Here is a 13,464-nt window from a genome sequence, read left to right as displayed (position 1 = left end):
AATCGGATTATGTCTCAGTCATGCTGATCTAGTCCTTCAACGAAGCGATGCGGGGGCTCTGTGTTCGTAGTTTTATCCGAGTTGGCTCCCGAGTCGTTGGTATTGTGTGTCAAGCGTCCGTCTGGGGAGCGGGTATCGGCGGTGGCCGATCAAATCGCTGGTCTCCCAGATAGGCGAGGAATCCAGCGCACATAGAGAAGCTCGCTAACGAGTTCGATGATCGTCTGCGTGACGATGACCGCCGGAATCAGCGGCACTCCCCCCGGAACCGCGAAGGCGAGCGGCAGAACGACGAGCGAATTGCGAGTCGCTGCACTGAACGACACGGCTCGGGCGGCGGTTGGTTCGAGGCGCAGACTTCGCGCTGTGAGCCAGCCTATCACTGGCGCTAGAACGGCGTAGGCCACGTAGATTGGTACTGCCGTCAACGCGGCGGTTCCCGCTTCAGCGATCCGCGGCATGACGGAAGCCAAGACGAGGAAGAGGACAAGCGCGGTCGCCGGCACCGGAAGAAGCCCGAGAGCAGTTGCCACTCGATCCCCGCTCGTCGTTTGCGCGGCCCATAGCTGAACCGCTCCAGCTAACACGAGGGGAACGGCGATCAGCCAGATAAACGCATGGATGAAGGGGCCAAGCTGGACGAGGTCAGAGGCATCGCTTCCCAAGAGCAATCTCAGGAAGATCGGCAAGAGCACGATCTGAAATAGCAAGAGCGCCGGGGTCGCTGCTAGTAGCAGCCGAGCGTCGCCGCGACCGAGATGCGTGAAGGTCACGACGTAATCGATGCACGGCGTCAGGAGCACGAACAGCACCGCCAGCCGCAGCATCGGATCGTCCGGCAGGAATTGCACCAACACGGCGGTGACTGTCGGCATGATGACGAAGTTCGTCACGAGCAACACGCCGAGGAAGCGGGTATTGCGTAGGGCCGCTCCGAGTTCTGCCAGCGGAACCTGGAGGAAGGTCACAAACAGCATCACCGCCAGAGCAGGATTGATGACGACCTCGAGTGCCCCTGCCTTCGAGACGGTGAGACCGGCGAACGCCCCGGACGTGATCGCGACGAAGTAGATCGCAACCTGGCGAACCTCCAAGACCGCTCGAACCTGTGCCACTCAATATGCTCCTTTTCAAGCCAGCTGCCGGGCGTTCGACACCAACTCTGTTGCGACTCTAGTCTTTCGTTTTTTTCGGGCCGCGCTCTCGGGACGCTGGCAATGACAAAGACGTAAGTTTTGCGCCGATGCTCTGAGCTGGGCTTTCAGATGTGAGGCCACCATTGGCGCACCTTCAATTTCGCTGAGCGGGTGGCCTCGGATGTCTGGCAGTCTCTCGCATTACGATGGCCACGACGGCGCCTGAGAGACACGTCAGCGCGGCAACGGATGTGATCGCCCATGAGAGCCCGAAGCGATCGGCGATGAGACCTGCGGAGAGCGCGCCGATCGCGTAGCCGAGATCGCGCCAGAACCGATAGACGCTGAGCGAGCGGGCGCGCCAGGTTGGATGTGAGGCGTCGGAAACGGCTGCGATCAGGCTTGGATAGACCATTGCCGTTCCAAGGCCGAGAAGAAGACTGCCGACAAGCCACCATTCGAACCGGCTCGTGGCCGCGGTGAGAAACAGGCCGCCGGCCTGGATCCACATTCCGGCGACGATCAGGCCCTTGCGACCCCAGCGATCGCTCAAGGGACCGGTGACGATCTGCAGGATTCCCCATGTCGCGGGATAGATCGCCTTCAGGATGCCGATGCGCTCGATGCCAAGTCCGAAGGACGCGAAGAACAAAGGGAAAATACCCCAGCTCATGCCGTCGTTGAGGTTGTTAACGAGGCCGGCTTGCGATGCCGCGAACAGATTGCGATCCCTAAACGAGGTCAGCGCAAAAACCTCCCGGAAGCTGATCGGCGCGGATTGCTGTGCGTGAGCGGATGCCTCCAGCCGGAGGTGGTCGCGCGTGTCGCGGATGAGCAGTACCGACAACACCGCGCCGATGACCGCGTAGCCGATGCCGAGATAGATGGGCACGGGACGCAGACCGTATCGCGAGGCAAGATAGCCGGTGAGGAACGCCGTAACACCGACGGCGAGATAGCCGGCAAATTCATTGAGGCCGACGGCGAGGCCGCGCGATTTCGGGCCGACGAGATCGACCTTCATGATCACCGTCATCGACCAGGCGAGCCCCTGGTTGATGCCGAGCAGTGCATTGGCCGCAATCACCCATCCCCAGCTCGGAGCCCAGATGATCATGAACGGGACCGGCAAGCCGAAGAGCCAGCCGAGGACGAGAACACGCTTGCGCCCCCAGGTGTCGGCGAGCTGGCCCGAGACCAGATTGGCAAGCGCCTTGACCACGCCGAAGCTGACGATGAAGGAGACGACGAGCGTCGTTGAGGTGATGCCAAACTCTTCCGACCCGATGAGCGGCACGACCGTTCGTTCGACCCCGACCATGCCGCCGACAAAGGCATTCACCAGCATCAGGAGAGCAAACTGCCGCCAGTTTTCCTTGAGCCCAAGCCTGACAGTCGAGCCTGCTGATCGCGAAACCGATGCCGTGTCGATCATCGGTCAGGCCGCGGCGGCGGCCAGGCCGGCATTGGCGGCGCGGTTGCGCGCCGCATCCGGCGGCGGGGGCGGTATGTCTGCGATCATCGTGGCGACGAAAGTGTCCTCGTCATCGATGCGGAACGCCTTGTTGAAGCGCTTCTCGAAGCCAATCGTCGATGTCGGCTTGCCGCTGAGCGAGCGCCCGCAGACCGAGCCGGAGTAGGCACCGGGCAGTACTTCGACGTGATCCGGCAACTGCTTGAGACGCCGCGCGCTGGAAAACAGCGTGCGTGCGCCGGCCTCGGTGCTGGTTGCAAGTTCGGTTCGCCCGAGATCGCCAACCATGAGGATGTGGCCTGTCAGCACGAACCATGGCTCGGCCGCGCGTGTTCTGTCGGTCACCAGGAGCGAGATGTGCTCCGGCGTGTGTCCGGGCGTGTGCATGACGGTCATGATCACGTTGCCGAGCTCGAGCACGTCGCCGTCCTTGGCGCGCCGAAACGGGAACCCGGCTTCCGCACCTTCGACGAGCACGTATTGGGCGCCGGAAGCCGCGGCGAGCGCCCGCCCGGTGGAAATGTGGTCGGCGTGGATGTGCGTGTCGACCACGTGGAGGATGCGCAGGCCGGTTGCCTCGGCAACCCTAAGATAAGGCGCGATGTCGCCGACCGGATCGACGACGGCGGCGGCCGACTTGCCGCCACAGCCGAACAGATAAGAAGCGGCGACGGGGTCGGAATGGAGGAATTGACGGAGGATCATGGCTTGCGCTCCCTACCTCGTCTGAGATAACATTCAATTATTCTGCTGAATGTTTCATTGGGAAGATCGCATGTCAAGCATCGGGCCAAAACAGGCCATTTTCGCCAGCCTTGCCGAAGTGGCTCAAGCTCTCGGGCATGCGCACCGGCTCGAATTGCTGGAACAGCTCGCCCAGGGTGAACGCAGCGTCGAGGGACTTGCGGCACGGGCCGGCCTCAACTTCGCCAACGCCTCGCGCCACCTTCAAATCCTTCGACGCGCGCGACTTGTCGAGACGCAGCGGCACGGCAAGCATGTGCTTTATCGTCTTGCCGGAGATGCCCAGGTGGTCGAATTGATGAAGGCGCTGGGGCGCGTCGGCGAACGGAACGTCGCCGAGGTGGACCGCGTCATGACCGACTACTTCCACGCGCGCGACGCGCTGGAAGCTGTGTCGCGCGAAGACCTGGTCTCACGGCTGCATGATGGCCTTGTCACGGTTCTCGACGTCCGGCCGGAGGACGAATTTGCGCTCGGACATCTTCCGGGGGCGCTCAACATCCCGCTCGCTGAACTTGAACGCCGGCTGACGGAGCTTCCCGCGAACCGGGAGGTCATCGCCTATTGCCGTGGTCCTTATTGCGTTTTGTCCTTCGAGGCTGTCGCGGCATTGCGAACGCGCGGGTACGTCGTTCACCGCCTCGAGGACGGCTATCCCGAATGGAAGGCCGCAGGCCTTCCGGTTGAGGCGGCAGCCTGAACTAAGACCGGATTCAGCAGACCCCGAGGAAGGGTCCTGAGCAGCTTCACGCCAGAGGCGAAGGCGCTACTAGACTTGGGCTAGCGGCCGGATGACTGGCGCTCGTCCGGGTCGTCCGGCCCTCCGATCGTCAACCACGGTAACATCAGCCACCGATATGACGAAGGGGGTTGCACATTCAATATATAGTCTTATATTATGTATATCTTGATATTGAGAAGGAGCCCAGAATGACCCCGGTTCGGATTTCAGACAAGCTTGCAGTCGCCGGGCAACCTGCCCCCGAGGCGTTCCGGCAGCTCAAGACTGACGGCTTCACGGCTGTCATCAACAACCGCCCCAAGGGCGAAGACGCGCACCAGCCCGGCTCGGCGGCGGAGAAGAGCGCAGCGGAGGATGCCGGCCTTGGCTACAGCTTCATTCCCGTTGCTGGCCCGCAAATCACCGAAGCCGACGTGCGCGCCTTTCAGGAGTCGGTCGACGCCGCGCCTGGGCCGGTGTTCGCCCATTGTCAGAGCGGCACGCGCTCTCTGACGCTCTACGCAATCGGCGAAGTGCTGGACGGGCGGATGGAGCCCGAGGACGTTGGCCCGTTCGGTCAAAGGTTCGGCTTCGACTTGACGATGGCCGAACGATGGCTCGCGCGGCGCGGGCAGCAACGGCCGCTGGTCAAGGGCTTTTTCGACGCCCGAACGTCCAGCGTTCAATACGTCGTCTCCGATCCCGCTACGTCGAAATGCGCGATTATCGATCCCGTGCTCGATTTCGATGAGAAGTCGGGCAGTACCGCGACGTGGAACGCCGATGCGATCCTGGCTTATGTCGCCGATCAGGGTTTGACGGTCCAATGGATCCTCGACACCCATCCCCACGCCGACCATTTCTCGGCGGCGCCCTATCTCCAGAGCAAGACCGGCGCGCCGACGGCGATTGGCGAGTATGTGCGCGACGTGCAGCAGCTTTGGGCGACGACCTATAACTGGCCGACGCTGTCGAGCGAGGGATCGTTCTGGGATCATCTGTTCATCAATGGCGAGCGTTTCGAAATCGGCGCACTTGAGGCGCAGGTCCTGTTCTCGCCGGGCCATACGCTCGCTTCGATCACCTATCTGATCGGCGATGCTGTTTTCGTGCATGACACGCTGTTCATGCCGGACAGCGGCACGGCCCGCGCCGACTTTCCGGGCGGGAATGCAAAGCAGCTCTGGCAGAGCATTCAGACCATACTTGAGTTACCGGACGAGACGCGCGTGTTCACCGGCCACGACTACCAGCCGGGCGGCCGTCATGCGCGTTGGGAAAGCACGGTGGCCGAGCAGAAGCGAATGAATACACATATCGCGGAAAAGACCGAGGACAGCTTCGTCAACCTGCGCGAGGCGCGCGACCGCACCTTACCGATGCCGAAGCTCATTCTACCTGCTCTGCAAGTCAATATTCGCGGCGGGCGGCTACCAGCGCCGGAAGACAATGGCCGGAGCTATCTGAAGATCCCGCTCGATGCTTTTCCCGGAACTGTGTGGTGACGCGATGACCGGACAGAACGCCAAGGCTGGCAAGGCGGGCATGACTCTCGCCGATATGGAAGCGCGGTCCGTTGAGGTGGCGGCGATCCTGAAAACCCTCGCGCATCCGATGCGATTGATGCTCGCCTGCTCGTTGGTGGAGGCGGAATACTCGGTTGGCGAGCTCGAAGAAAAGCTCGGGATTCATCAGCCGAATCTCTCGCAGCAGCTCCATGTCCTGCGAGAATCCGGGATCGTCGAGACACGGCGCGACGGCAAACAAATCTTTTACCGGCTGACGCAGGAGAAGGCCGCGCGCCTCATCGAGGCGCTCTTCTCGATCTACTGCGCGCCGGAGCGCGCGCCATGACCTTCCCCTATTGGCCCCCACTTCTCGGCGGCATGCTGATCGGACTCTCGGCCGCCATGCTTCTCTTGCTGAACGGCCGTATCGCCGGTGTCAGCGGCATTGCCGGGCGTCTCGTGCAGGGCGCGCAGCTTTCGGCCAATGCAGCCTTCGTGATCGGGCTCGTGATGGGGCCGCCAATCTATATGGTCCTGTTCGGCCGTTGGCCTGCCGTCACGATAACCGCCTCGATGCCGACCATCGTGATCGCTGGGCTGCTTGTCGGCTTCGGTACGCGTATGGGATCCGGCTGCACCAGCGGCCACGGCGTCCTTGGCCTTGCAGGCTTCTCACGCCGATCAATGGCAGCGGTCGCCGCCTTCCTTTTGGCCGGGATCCTTACGGTCACATCGATGCGGATGGCGGGGCTATGACGAATCGCATTTCGCAAGGCGCGGTTGCGCTCGGCACCGGGGCAGTCTTTGGCATTGGCCTCTCATTATCGGGGATGCTCGATCCAGCTCGCGTGCAGGGCTTCCTAGATGTGTTCGGAGCCTGGGATCCCAGCCTTGCCTTCGTACTTGGTGGCGCGATCGCCGTCGCCATGATCGGGATGACGATCAAGCGCCGCATGGCGCGTCCGATGCTGGATACGGTCTTTCATCTTCCGATCGCGACGAAGATCGACGCGCGCCTGGTCATTGGCTCCGCGATCTTCGGGGTCGGCTGGGGCCTGGCGGGTCTTTGCCCCGGCCCGGCGCTGTCAGCCCTGTCACTCGGCCTCATGCCGGTCGTAGCCTTCGTCGTTGCCATGGTGATCGGCATGGTCGTTCATGAATCGGCGTGAGCGAGGCCGTGTTTCTTGCCCTTGGTACGGGCGCGCTGATCGGCTTCACCCTTGGCTTGATTGGCGGGGGTGGTTCGATCCTGGCAACACCGTTGCTGCTATATGTCGTCGGTGTCTCCAATCCACATGTGGCAATCGGGACGGGCGCGCTCGCCGTCTCAGTGAACGCCTATATCAATCTGATCGTCCACGCCCGAAATGGGCATATCTGGTGGCGCTGCGCGATCCTGTTCGCTTTGGTCGGGACGATCGGCGCCCTTGCCGGATCGACGCTCGGAAAGGCGATCGACGGCCAGCATTTGCTGTTCCTGTTCGGCCTACTGATGATGGTGGTCGGCGCTCTGATGCTTCGTCCGCGCAAGAACGAAGGTGGTAGTCCGCGTCGCGTCGATTGGCGCATGTGCACGGTGACGGGCATAGTTGCTCTGATTGCTGGCGGCGTCTCCGTTTTCTTCGGCATCGGCGGGGGCTTCCTGATCGTCCCTGGACTGATCCTTGCCACCGGAATGCCGACGATCTCGGCAATTGGTTCCTCTCTGTTGGCGGTTGGCACCTTCGGCTTGGCGACGGCGATCAACTATGCAGCGACCGGCTTGGTGGATTGGACGATTGCGACCGAGTTCATCGTGGGCGGAATTGCCGGCGGTGCGATTGGAACGTTTGCCTCGACGTATCTTGCGTCTCGCAAGGATCTGCTCAATCGGATTTTCGCCGGGCTGATCTTCGTCGTTGCTGCCTATGTGATATACCGCAGTTCGGGGTCCGTGGGATGATACAGGGAGCACCGAACGAATTCCTTGGCGAAAGCTCGGATGATGATGGGTGGAGGGATGATGTGGGGCATGAGCCTCATTGGAATCATCGGCATCGCCGTGTTGGTGCTCGCTAGATACTGTTCTTACGGTGTCCACTGCACCAGGGGCCGCAACCCGTCCGGCGTCCCATCGTCGCATTCTATGAGTCTGGCTTGTTTTCGGCACAGTTTGGGGCGATGCTAAGACTGCCATGAAACTTTGGTCGGCCCGACAGCTCGTTGCCCTATTCCTCGCGGTCTTTGTCACCGTGGGGACGAGCCTGTCCGCCGCCCAGGCCAGCGACATGACCGTGAAGATGGCAATGGCATTCGACATGGGCGGTTCCGGGCACGACCCCTGTCAGGGCTGCCCAGCGGGCGGCGGCGACGATGGCATGAAGGCCATCTCCTGCGCGGCCATCTGCGTAGCACCCATGCTGGCGGTGCTCCCGCTAGCCGAGCCGGTGATGCTGGTCCACAAGACCGTGTCATTCATGGCGCGATACCCGCTGCTTAACGGCAAGGCATCGCCGCCCGAACCATACCCTCCGAGACCCATCGAGATCGGTTGACGCTGCGGCTCTCGCGTTCAGGCGATGAGCCGAGTGAACGAGCGCGTCCGCGCGTCTTCTGCCGCGCGCATTGAGCCCATCGGATGTCATCAGCAATCGAAGGCCGACGCGTTCCGTCATCGACGATGAACGGAGGGGTCGAACGTGAGTATCGAATTCAGTTATCCCGTGTCGCGTCGAAGCTTGCTCGGGGCCGGCGCCGGTCTTCTATTGACCACAGCGTTACGGTCGTTGCCGGCGAGGGCCGCAGTGCCTGTCGATCATCGCATCATGGCGGCGCCAACCCGCGCGCGTCTTGCCGGCGAAGGCCACCCGGAAACCGATGTCTGGGCCTATAACAACACCGTGCCGGGTCCGATTGTGCGCCTGCGGCAGGGAGAGCCGGCGCGGATCATCGTCGAGAACCATCTCGACCAGGACACCACTGTCCACTGGCACGGCATAAGGCTGCCGAATGCCATGGATGGCGTGCCCGGTCTGACGCAGCCGCCGATCAAACCTGGCGAGAGCTTTACATACGAGTTCACGCCACCCGATGCGGGGACTTTCTGGTATCACCCGCACGCTAACAGCTTGGAGCAGCTCGGCCGTGGGCTCGCCGGGGCAATCATCGTCGAAGAGCGCGAGACCGTCCCGGTCGACCGCGATCTTCTCTGGCTCCTGGCCGACTGGCGGCTGACCTCGGGGGGTGAGATCGCCTCAGGATTTGGCAACCGGATGGAAGCGGCTATGTCCGGCCGGGTCGGCAATACGGTCACACTGAGTGGTCAGGTTTCGGAGGAGGAGCCGATCCGGGCCGGCGAGCGCATTCGCCTCCGCCTCGTCAATGGTTCGCTCGCTCGCGTCATGGCCCTGCGCTTCGAGGGGCACCGGCCAGTGATCGTGGCGATCGACGGTCAGCCCTGCGACCCGCACGAGCCCGAGGGCGGCCGGATCTTGCTCGGCCCTGCCATGCGTATCGACGTCGCGCTCGACATGCAGGGCGAGCCGGGGCGCCGCTACCGCGTCATCGACGATTTCTACGACGGCTTGTCCTACTGGGTGACGCAGCTCGCCTACGGAGAGAAGCCGCCCATTCGCGAGCATCCCCCTGACGCGCCGCTCAGCCTTCTACGCAATCCCCTAGCGGAGCCCGATCTCGCCAATGCGGATCGCCACGAGCTGACGCTCCAGGGCGGCATGATGGGGGGCGGCGCCATGACCGGCATGGGCGGGATGATGGGTGGGATGATGGGCATGGGCGGCGGTGCCGCCTGGGCCATCAACGGCATGTCGATGACCGGCGACGGCCATGCCGGCATGGAGCCCGCCCTCACATTCCAGCGCGGGCACAGCGTCGTGCTGGTTCTGCGCAACGAAACCGCTTGGTGGCACCCGATGCACTTTCACGGCCACAGCTTTCGGGTGCTCAGCCGGAACGGCGTTCGGGTGCCGCACCGGCAATGGCAGGACACGGTCCTGATGGCGCCGAGGGATGCCGTCGAGGTCGCCTTTGTCGCCGACAATCCGGGCGACTGGATGCTGCATTGCCACGTCATCGACCACCAGATGGCCGGCATGATGACCGTGCTGCGCGTGGCCTGAATTCGAACCAGACGAAGGGAACCCACCCATGCAACGACGAACTTTTCTGCTCGGAAGCGCCGCCATTCTACTGCTGCCGATGCCGTCGATCGCGGACACCGGCATTCGGGCAACTCTCTACAAGAACCCCCAATGTAGCTGTTGCGAGGGATACGCGGACTATCTGCGCCAGAACGGTTTTCAGGTGGACGTGAAGCCGACCAATGACCTCGCGGAGATCAGCCGCAAGGCCGGGGTGCCGACGGAGCTCGAAGGCTGCCATACGATGTTCGTCGACGGCTACGTGATCGACGGCCATGTTCCGGTGAACATTGTTCGCAGGCTGCTCACCCAGAAGCCGGCGATCGACGGCATCACGCTGCCGGGAATGCCGATGGGCTCGCCGGGGATGGTGGGCACAAAGACCGAGAAGTTCGTGATCTATGCCGTGACTAAGGACGGCAAGGCTCCGACCGTCTACGCGACGGAATGACTGGGAGGTCGCTTCGATGACTGGCAGCACTACCACGGAGCATGCAACCACAGCCGTGGAGCAGCCGGCCGCAGCTATCACGCGGCGTCGGCTGCTCTATTTTGCGCCGGTCGTCGGTTTCGGCGGCCTCGCCGCCGTGGTCGCCTCGCGGCTCGGCAGCGATCCCAGCCAGCTTCCGTCGGCCCTGATCGGCAAACCCGTGCCGGCCTTCAGCCTCCCGCCCGTCCAAGGCCGCACGATCGGCCTGTCGACCGGTGATCTCCGAGGCCAGGTCTCGCTCGTCAATGTCTTCGCGTCTTGGTGCGTCGCCTGCCGGGCTGAGCACCCGCTCTTCCTGCGCCTTGCGCAGGACCGGACGGTGCCGATCCACGGGCTCAACTTCAAGGACCGCCCCGAAGATGCGGCCGAGTGGCTGGATAGGTTTGGCGACCCCTACATCCGCACCGGTGCCGACCGGGACGGTCGCGTCGCGATCGACTGGGGTGTCTACGGCGTGCCGGAGACCTTCGTGGTCGGCGCCGACGGACGTATCGCCCACAAGCAGATTGGTCCGGTCACTGAGCAGGCTTTGACTGAGACGATCCTTCCGCTCGTCGATCGTCTGCGCCAGCAGGCGAAGGGGGGCACGTCATGAGACGGCCCGTCCTCGCCATTGTCGCGATTTTCGCAATGGCGGGGCCGGTGCTCGCCGGTCCGCCCCAGAATTTCGTGTTGCGCGATGTGCCGGCCCCCGTGCCGGAGCTCCGGTTCACGGACGGCGAAGGCAACCCTCAGACGCTCGCCGACTTCCGCGGCAAAGTGGTGCTCCTTAATCTCTGGGCGACCTGGTGTTCGCCCTGCCGGAAGGAGATGCCGACGCTCGACCGGCTGCAGGCGACACTCGGCGGGCCAGATTTCGAGGTGCTCGCCTTGTCGATCGACCGCGGCGGGATCGAGGTTGTGAAGAAATTTTACGCCGACATCGGCATCCAGCACCTTGCCATCCACATCGATCCTTCTAGCAAGGCTGGCTTCGCCCTTGCGACGGCTGGCCTACCGACGACGCTGCTTATCGACGCGCAAGGCCAGGAACTCGGGCGGCTGATCGGTCCAGCCGAATGGGACGCGCCGGACATGGCCGCATTCTTCAAATCGATCATCGACCGCCAAGAAAAGCATCCGTCTGCCCCACAACGAAGTGATCAACCGTTATGACCAGTATTGATGCCACTGACATGCCGACCGATCCCGAGTCTCAGTCGCGTCTAGGCGGGTTAAAACGTTTGCTGCGGGGCCGGCATGGACTCATTCTGCTCGGTGTCCTGGTGCTCGGTATCGGCGGGGCGTTCAATTGGAGCGGGCTCGTCGCAATCGGTGCCGCTCCGCTGCTGCTGAGCGCGCTTCCTTGCGTCGCGATGTGCGCGCTCGGTCTTTGTACGAGCCGGGTGAATGGTTCGTCTAAGGGGACCGGAGGAGCGCAAACGCCCGATGGCCAGGGCAAGGCTAGCAGTTCCTGCGGTGCGCACGCCACGGGCGTCCCTCCAAGGTGAATCGCCATGCGTCTCCTGCATTTCTCAGTGCTCATAATCGCCTTGTTGATGGCGAGCGTTGCGCCGGTCCTGGCCCACTCCCTTGAAGAGGTCGATCAGGATCTGCGCGACAAAGACAAATACTTCCAGTCGGTCGACAGCGAGGCGCCAGGATTCATCTTGCAGGATGCCGATGGTCGCGTCGTCAGCCTCGCCAGCCTGCGCCGCAAGGTCGTAGTGTTGAATTTCATTTACGCGAATTGCCCGGACGTGTGCCCGCTCCACGCCGAGCGGATGGCCGAGCTCCAGACGATGATCAACCAGACGCCGATGAAGGCAATGGTCGAGTTTGTTACCATCACGACGGATCCGAAGCGTGACACCGGCGAGGTCCTGCGCGGTTACGGCAATGCCCACGGCCTCGATCCTATTAATTGGATGTTCCTGACGGCCGCCCCCGATCAGCCCGAGGACAGTACGCGCAAGATCGCCGAGGCCTACGGTCTCAAGTTCACGCAAGGCGATGACGGCATGCAGATGCACGGCATCGTCACTCATGTCATCGACCAGGATGGTCGGCTTCGTGCCCGCTTCCATGGCCTGAAGTTCGAGCCGGTCAATCTGGTGATCTTTGTCAACGCGCTCACAAACCGGGCGCAAAAACCTCACGGACATCCGAGTTCAGGCTTCTGGGATAAGCTGAAAGGACTGTTTTGATGCCCACGAGCGCAAGTTTTGCAACGAAAAGCGACGGGCGGAATCACTGATGCGGCGGAGGCTGCGAGCATCAGCACGGCTTAGGAAGCGGCGTGATGAGCCTTTACAACGACGTCATACTGCAGAGGCTTTGTGATCTCGCGATGCGTAACCAGCGGCTGCGACCTTATCGCGAGCGGGTGATCGGCGCGGCGGAAGGCAGGGTGCTCGAGGTTGGTGTCGGCTCGGGGCTTAACCTGCCTTTCTATCTTCCGGCCGTGTGAAATCCTGGCGCTCAAGGGCCGATGCCCCGCAACCAAATCGCTTGATCCTGTAGCGACTACAGGAAGTAGCATCCTTACGCTGAGGAGAGATGCGATGACGTCGAGCCGTTCTGAAAGCGAAGTTGCACCATTTACGCCTGCGGCGGGCTTCCATTGGCTGACGCCATTCTATGATTTCGGCGTCGCGGTCTTGACCCGAGAGAGCCACTGGCGGAACCGCTTGGTGGCGCAGGTGGGACCGTCGCCGGACGACGTGATCGCCGATCTTGGATGTGGCACAGGATCGCTGCTCGTGAAGCTGGGGACGGCTGCCCGAGGGGTGAAGCTGGTCGGCATCGATCCGGATCCGACCGTGTTGGATCGGGCGCGTGCGAAGACCGGGCGTGCGGGAGTTGCGGTGGATCTGGTTCAAGGATTCGCACGCGACGCCAGTTCATTGCTGCGCGGTCGGGCGGTGACGAAGATCGTGTCCAGCCTTGTATTCCACCAAGTCGCATTGTCGGAAAAGTCGGCGGCGCTCGGCGCTGCGTATGAGGCTCTGTCTCCAGGCGGCGAGCTCCATATCGCCGATTATGGCCTTCAACGCACAAAGCTGATGCGGAGGCTTTTCCGCGCCACCGTACAAAATCTCGACGGGACCGAGAATACCGAGCCACAGGCACGGGGCGTGTTGCCGGAGCTGATCCGTTCGGCCGGTTTTTCCGAGGTGGTCGAGCTCGAGGTTGTCTTTGCCTCGACCGGATCGATTTCCCTGATCCGAGCTTTGCGTCTGTAATTTCGCGCGCGTCAGGCCGGCCGGGTTG

General features: G+C 62.6%; 16 protein-coding genes and 1 pseudogene. 14 read left to right on the top strand and 3 right to left on the bottom strand.

The genetic code is table 11. The annotated features are described in order from the left end of the window. Positions 1-149: 149 nt before the first annotated feature. The 3 genes from V5F68_RS25350 to V5F68_RS25340 form a co-directional block, all read right to left on the bottom strand. Positions 150-1,115 (bottom strand): arsenic resistance protein, encoded by a 966-nt coding sequence (locus V5F68_RS25350; RefSeq protein WP_394015571.1) that lies wholly within the window; start codon positions 1,113-1,115, stop codon positions 150-152. A 175-nt stretch (positions 1,116-1,290) separates the two neighbouring features. Beyond that, entirely contained in the window at positions 1,291-2,571 is a 1,281-nt protein-coding gene (locus V5F68_RS25345; protein ID WP_394015572.1) for an MFS transporter, read from the bottom strand. Positions 2,572-2,574: 3 nt separating this feature from the next. Continuing rightward, positions 2,575-3,315, bottom strand: coding sequence for an MBL fold metallo-hydrolase (locus V5F68_RS25340; protein WP_394015573.1), 741 nt, complete (start codon positions 3,313-3,315; stop codon positions 2,575-2,577). Positions 3,316-3,385: 70 nt separating this feature from the next. Here V5F68_RS25340 and V5F68_RS25335 point away from each other — a divergent pair, with 70 nt between their 5' ends. The 14 genes and pseudogenes from V5F68_RS25335 (at position 3,386) to V5F68_RS25270 (ending at position 13,436) form a co-directional block, all read left to right on the top strand. Next, positions 3,386-4,054, top strand: a complete 669-nt coding sequence (locus V5F68_RS25335) for an ArsR/SmtB family transcription factor (protein WP_394015574.1) — start codon at positions 3,386-3,388, stop codon at positions 4,052-4,054. A gap of 230 nt (positions 4,055-4,284) precedes the next feature. After that, complete coding sequence (blh, locus tag V5F68_RS25330; RefSeq protein WP_394015575.1) at positions 4,285-5,580, top strand: bifunctional sulfur transferase/dioxygenase Blh; 1,296 nt, start codon at positions 4,285-4,287, stop codon at positions 5,578-5,580. Between the two features lie 4 nt (positions 5,581-5,584). Then, a complete protein-coding gene (gene bigR / locus V5F68_RS25325; RefSeq protein WP_394015576.1) occupies positions 5,585-5,929 on the top strand; it encodes a sulfite-sensing transcriptional repressor BigR in 345 nt (114 codons plus the stop codon). Next, a complete protein-coding gene (locus V5F68_RS25320) occupies positions 5,926-6,339 on the top strand; it encodes a YeeE/YedE family protein (protein ID WP_394015577.1) in 414 nt (137 codons plus the stop codon). The genes bigR and V5F68_RS25320 overlap by 4 nt, the downstream gene beginning before the upstream one ends. After that, positions 6,336-6,752 carry a YeeE/YedE family protein gene (locus tag V5F68_RS25315; RefSeq protein ID WP_394015578.1) on the top strand — a complete coding sequence of 139 codons (417 nt, stop codon included), beginning with the start codon at positions 6,336-6,338 and terminating at the stop codon, positions 6,750-6,752. Before V5F68_RS25320 ends, V5F68_RS25315 begins: the two co-directional genes overlap by 4 nt. Beyond that, the gene (locus V5F68_RS25310; protein ID WP_394015579.1) at positions 6,749-7,525 is read left to right on the top strand and encodes a sulfite exporter TauE/SafE family protein; all 777 of its coding nucleotides are present in this window, start codon (positions 6,749-6,751) and stop codon (positions 7,523-7,525) included. The genes V5F68_RS25315 and V5F68_RS25310 overlap by 4 nt, the downstream gene beginning before the upstream one ends. Before the next feature lie 232 nt (positions 7,526-7,757). Then, entirely contained in the window at positions 7,758-8,117 is a 360-nt protein-coding gene (locus V5F68_RS25305) for a hypothetical protein (RefSeq protein WP_394015580.1), read from the top strand. Between the two features lie 270 nt (positions 8,118-8,387). Next, a complete protein-coding gene (locus V5F68_RS25300; protein ID WP_394015651.1) occupies positions 8,388-9,701 on the top strand; it encodes a multicopper oxidase family protein in 1,314 nt (437 codons plus the stop codon). A gap of 28 nt (positions 9,702-9,729) precedes the next feature. Continuing rightward, positions 9,730-10,173 carry a DUF411 domain-containing protein gene (locus tag V5F68_RS25295; protein WP_394015581.1) on the top strand — a complete coding sequence of 148 codons (444 nt, stop codon included), beginning with the start codon at positions 9,730-9,732 and terminating at the stop codon, positions 10,171-10,173. A gap of 16 nt (positions 10,174-10,189) precedes the next feature. Continuing rightward, complete coding sequence (locus V5F68_RS25290; RefSeq protein ID WP_394015582.1) at positions 10,190-10,807, top strand: DsbE family thiol:disulfide interchange protein; 618 nt, start codon at positions 10,190-10,192, stop codon at positions 10,805-10,807. Then, a complete protein-coding gene (locus V5F68_RS25285; protein ID WP_394015583.1) occupies positions 10,804-11,367 on the top strand; it encodes a TlpA family protein disulfide reductase in 564 nt (187 codons plus the stop codon). Before V5F68_RS25290 ends, V5F68_RS25285 begins: the two co-directional genes overlap by 4 nt. A gap of 341 nt (positions 11,368-11,708) precedes the next feature. Further along, positions 11,709-12,398, top strand: a complete 690-nt coding sequence (locus tag V5F68_RS25280; protein ID WP_394015584.1) for an SCO family protein — start codon at positions 11,709-11,711, stop codon at positions 12,396-12,398. A 95-nt stretch (positions 12,399-12,493) separates the two neighbouring features. After that, a pseudogene (locus V5F68_RS25275) lies at positions 12,494-12,658 on the top strand (SAM-dependent methyltransferase); the annotation flags it as partial. 97 nt (positions 12,659-12,755) lie between these two features. Then, positions 12,756-13,436 (top strand): class I SAM-dependent methyltransferase, encoded by a 681-nt coding sequence (locus tag V5F68_RS25270; RefSeq protein ID WP_394015585.1) that lies wholly within the window; start codon positions 12,756-12,758, stop codon positions 13,434-13,436. Positions 13,437-13,464: the final 28 nt, after the last annotated feature.

It is taken from the genome of Roseixanthobacter pseudopolyaromaticivorans, assembly GCF_043195145.2.
Taxonomy (GTDB): Bacteria; Pseudomonadota; Alphaproteobacteria; order Rhizobiales; family Xanthobacteraceae; genus NCEH01.
Note: the sequence above shows the minus strand (reverse complement) of the source record. Positions and strands in the feature narration are given on the sequence as shown.

Bases quoted from the DNA above. Each gene is read 5' to 3' on its own strand.
- V5F68_RS25345 (WP_394015572.1), bottom strand. From the start codon at position 2,571: ATGATCGACACGGCATCGGTTTCGCGATCAGCAGGCTCGACTGTCAGG.
- V5F68_RS25340 (WP_394015573.1), bottom strand. From the start codon at position 3,315: ATGATCCTCCGTCAATTCCTCCATTCCGACCCCGTCGCCGCTTCTTAT.
- V5F68_RS25335 (WP_394015574.1), top strand. From the start codon at position 3,386: ATGTCAAGCATCGGGCCAAAACAGGCCATTTTCGCCAGCCTTGCCGAA.
- blh (WP_394015575.1), top strand. From the start codon at position 4,285: ATGACCCCGGTTCGGATTTCAGACAAGCTTGCAGTCGCCGGGCAACCT.
- bigR (WP_394015576.1), top strand. From the start codon at position 5,585: ATGACCGGACAGAACGCCAAGGCTGGCAAGGCGGGCATGACTCTCGCC.
- V5F68_RS25320 (WP_394015577.1), top strand. From the start codon at position 5,926: ATGACCTTCCCCTATTGGCCCCCACTTCTCGGCGGCATGCTGATCGGA.
- V5F68_RS25315 (WP_394015578.1), top strand. From the start codon at position 6,336: ATGACGAATCGCATTTCGCAAGGCGCGGTTGCGCTCGGCACCGGGGCA.
- V5F68_RS25305 (WP_394015580.1), top strand. From the start codon at position 7,758: ATGAAACTTTGGTCGGCCCGACAGCTCGTTGCCCTATTCCTCGCGGTC.
- V5F68_RS25300 (WP_394015651.1), top strand. From the start codon at position 8,388: ATGGCGGCGCCAACCCGCGCGCGTCTTGCCGGCGAAGGCCACCCGGAA.
- V5F68_RS25295 (WP_394015581.1), top strand. From the start codon at position 9,730: ATGCAACGACGAACTTTTCTGCTCGGAAGCGCCGCCATTCTACTGCTG.
- V5F68_RS25290 (WP_394015582.1), top strand. From the start codon at position 10,190: ATGACTGGCAGCACTACCACGGAGCATGCAACCACAGCCGTGGAGCAG.
- V5F68_RS25285 (WP_394015583.1), top strand. From the start codon at position 10,804: ATGAGACGGCCCGTCCTCGCCATTGTCGCGATTTTCGCAATGGCGGGG.
- V5F68_RS25280 (WP_394015584.1), top strand. From the start codon at position 11,709: ATGCGTCTCCTGCATTTCTCAGTGCTCATAATCGCCTTGTTGATGGCG.
- V5F68_RS25270 (WP_394015585.1), top strand. From the start codon at position 12,756: ATGACGTCGAGCCGTTCTGAAAGCGAAGTTGCACCATTTACGCCTGCG.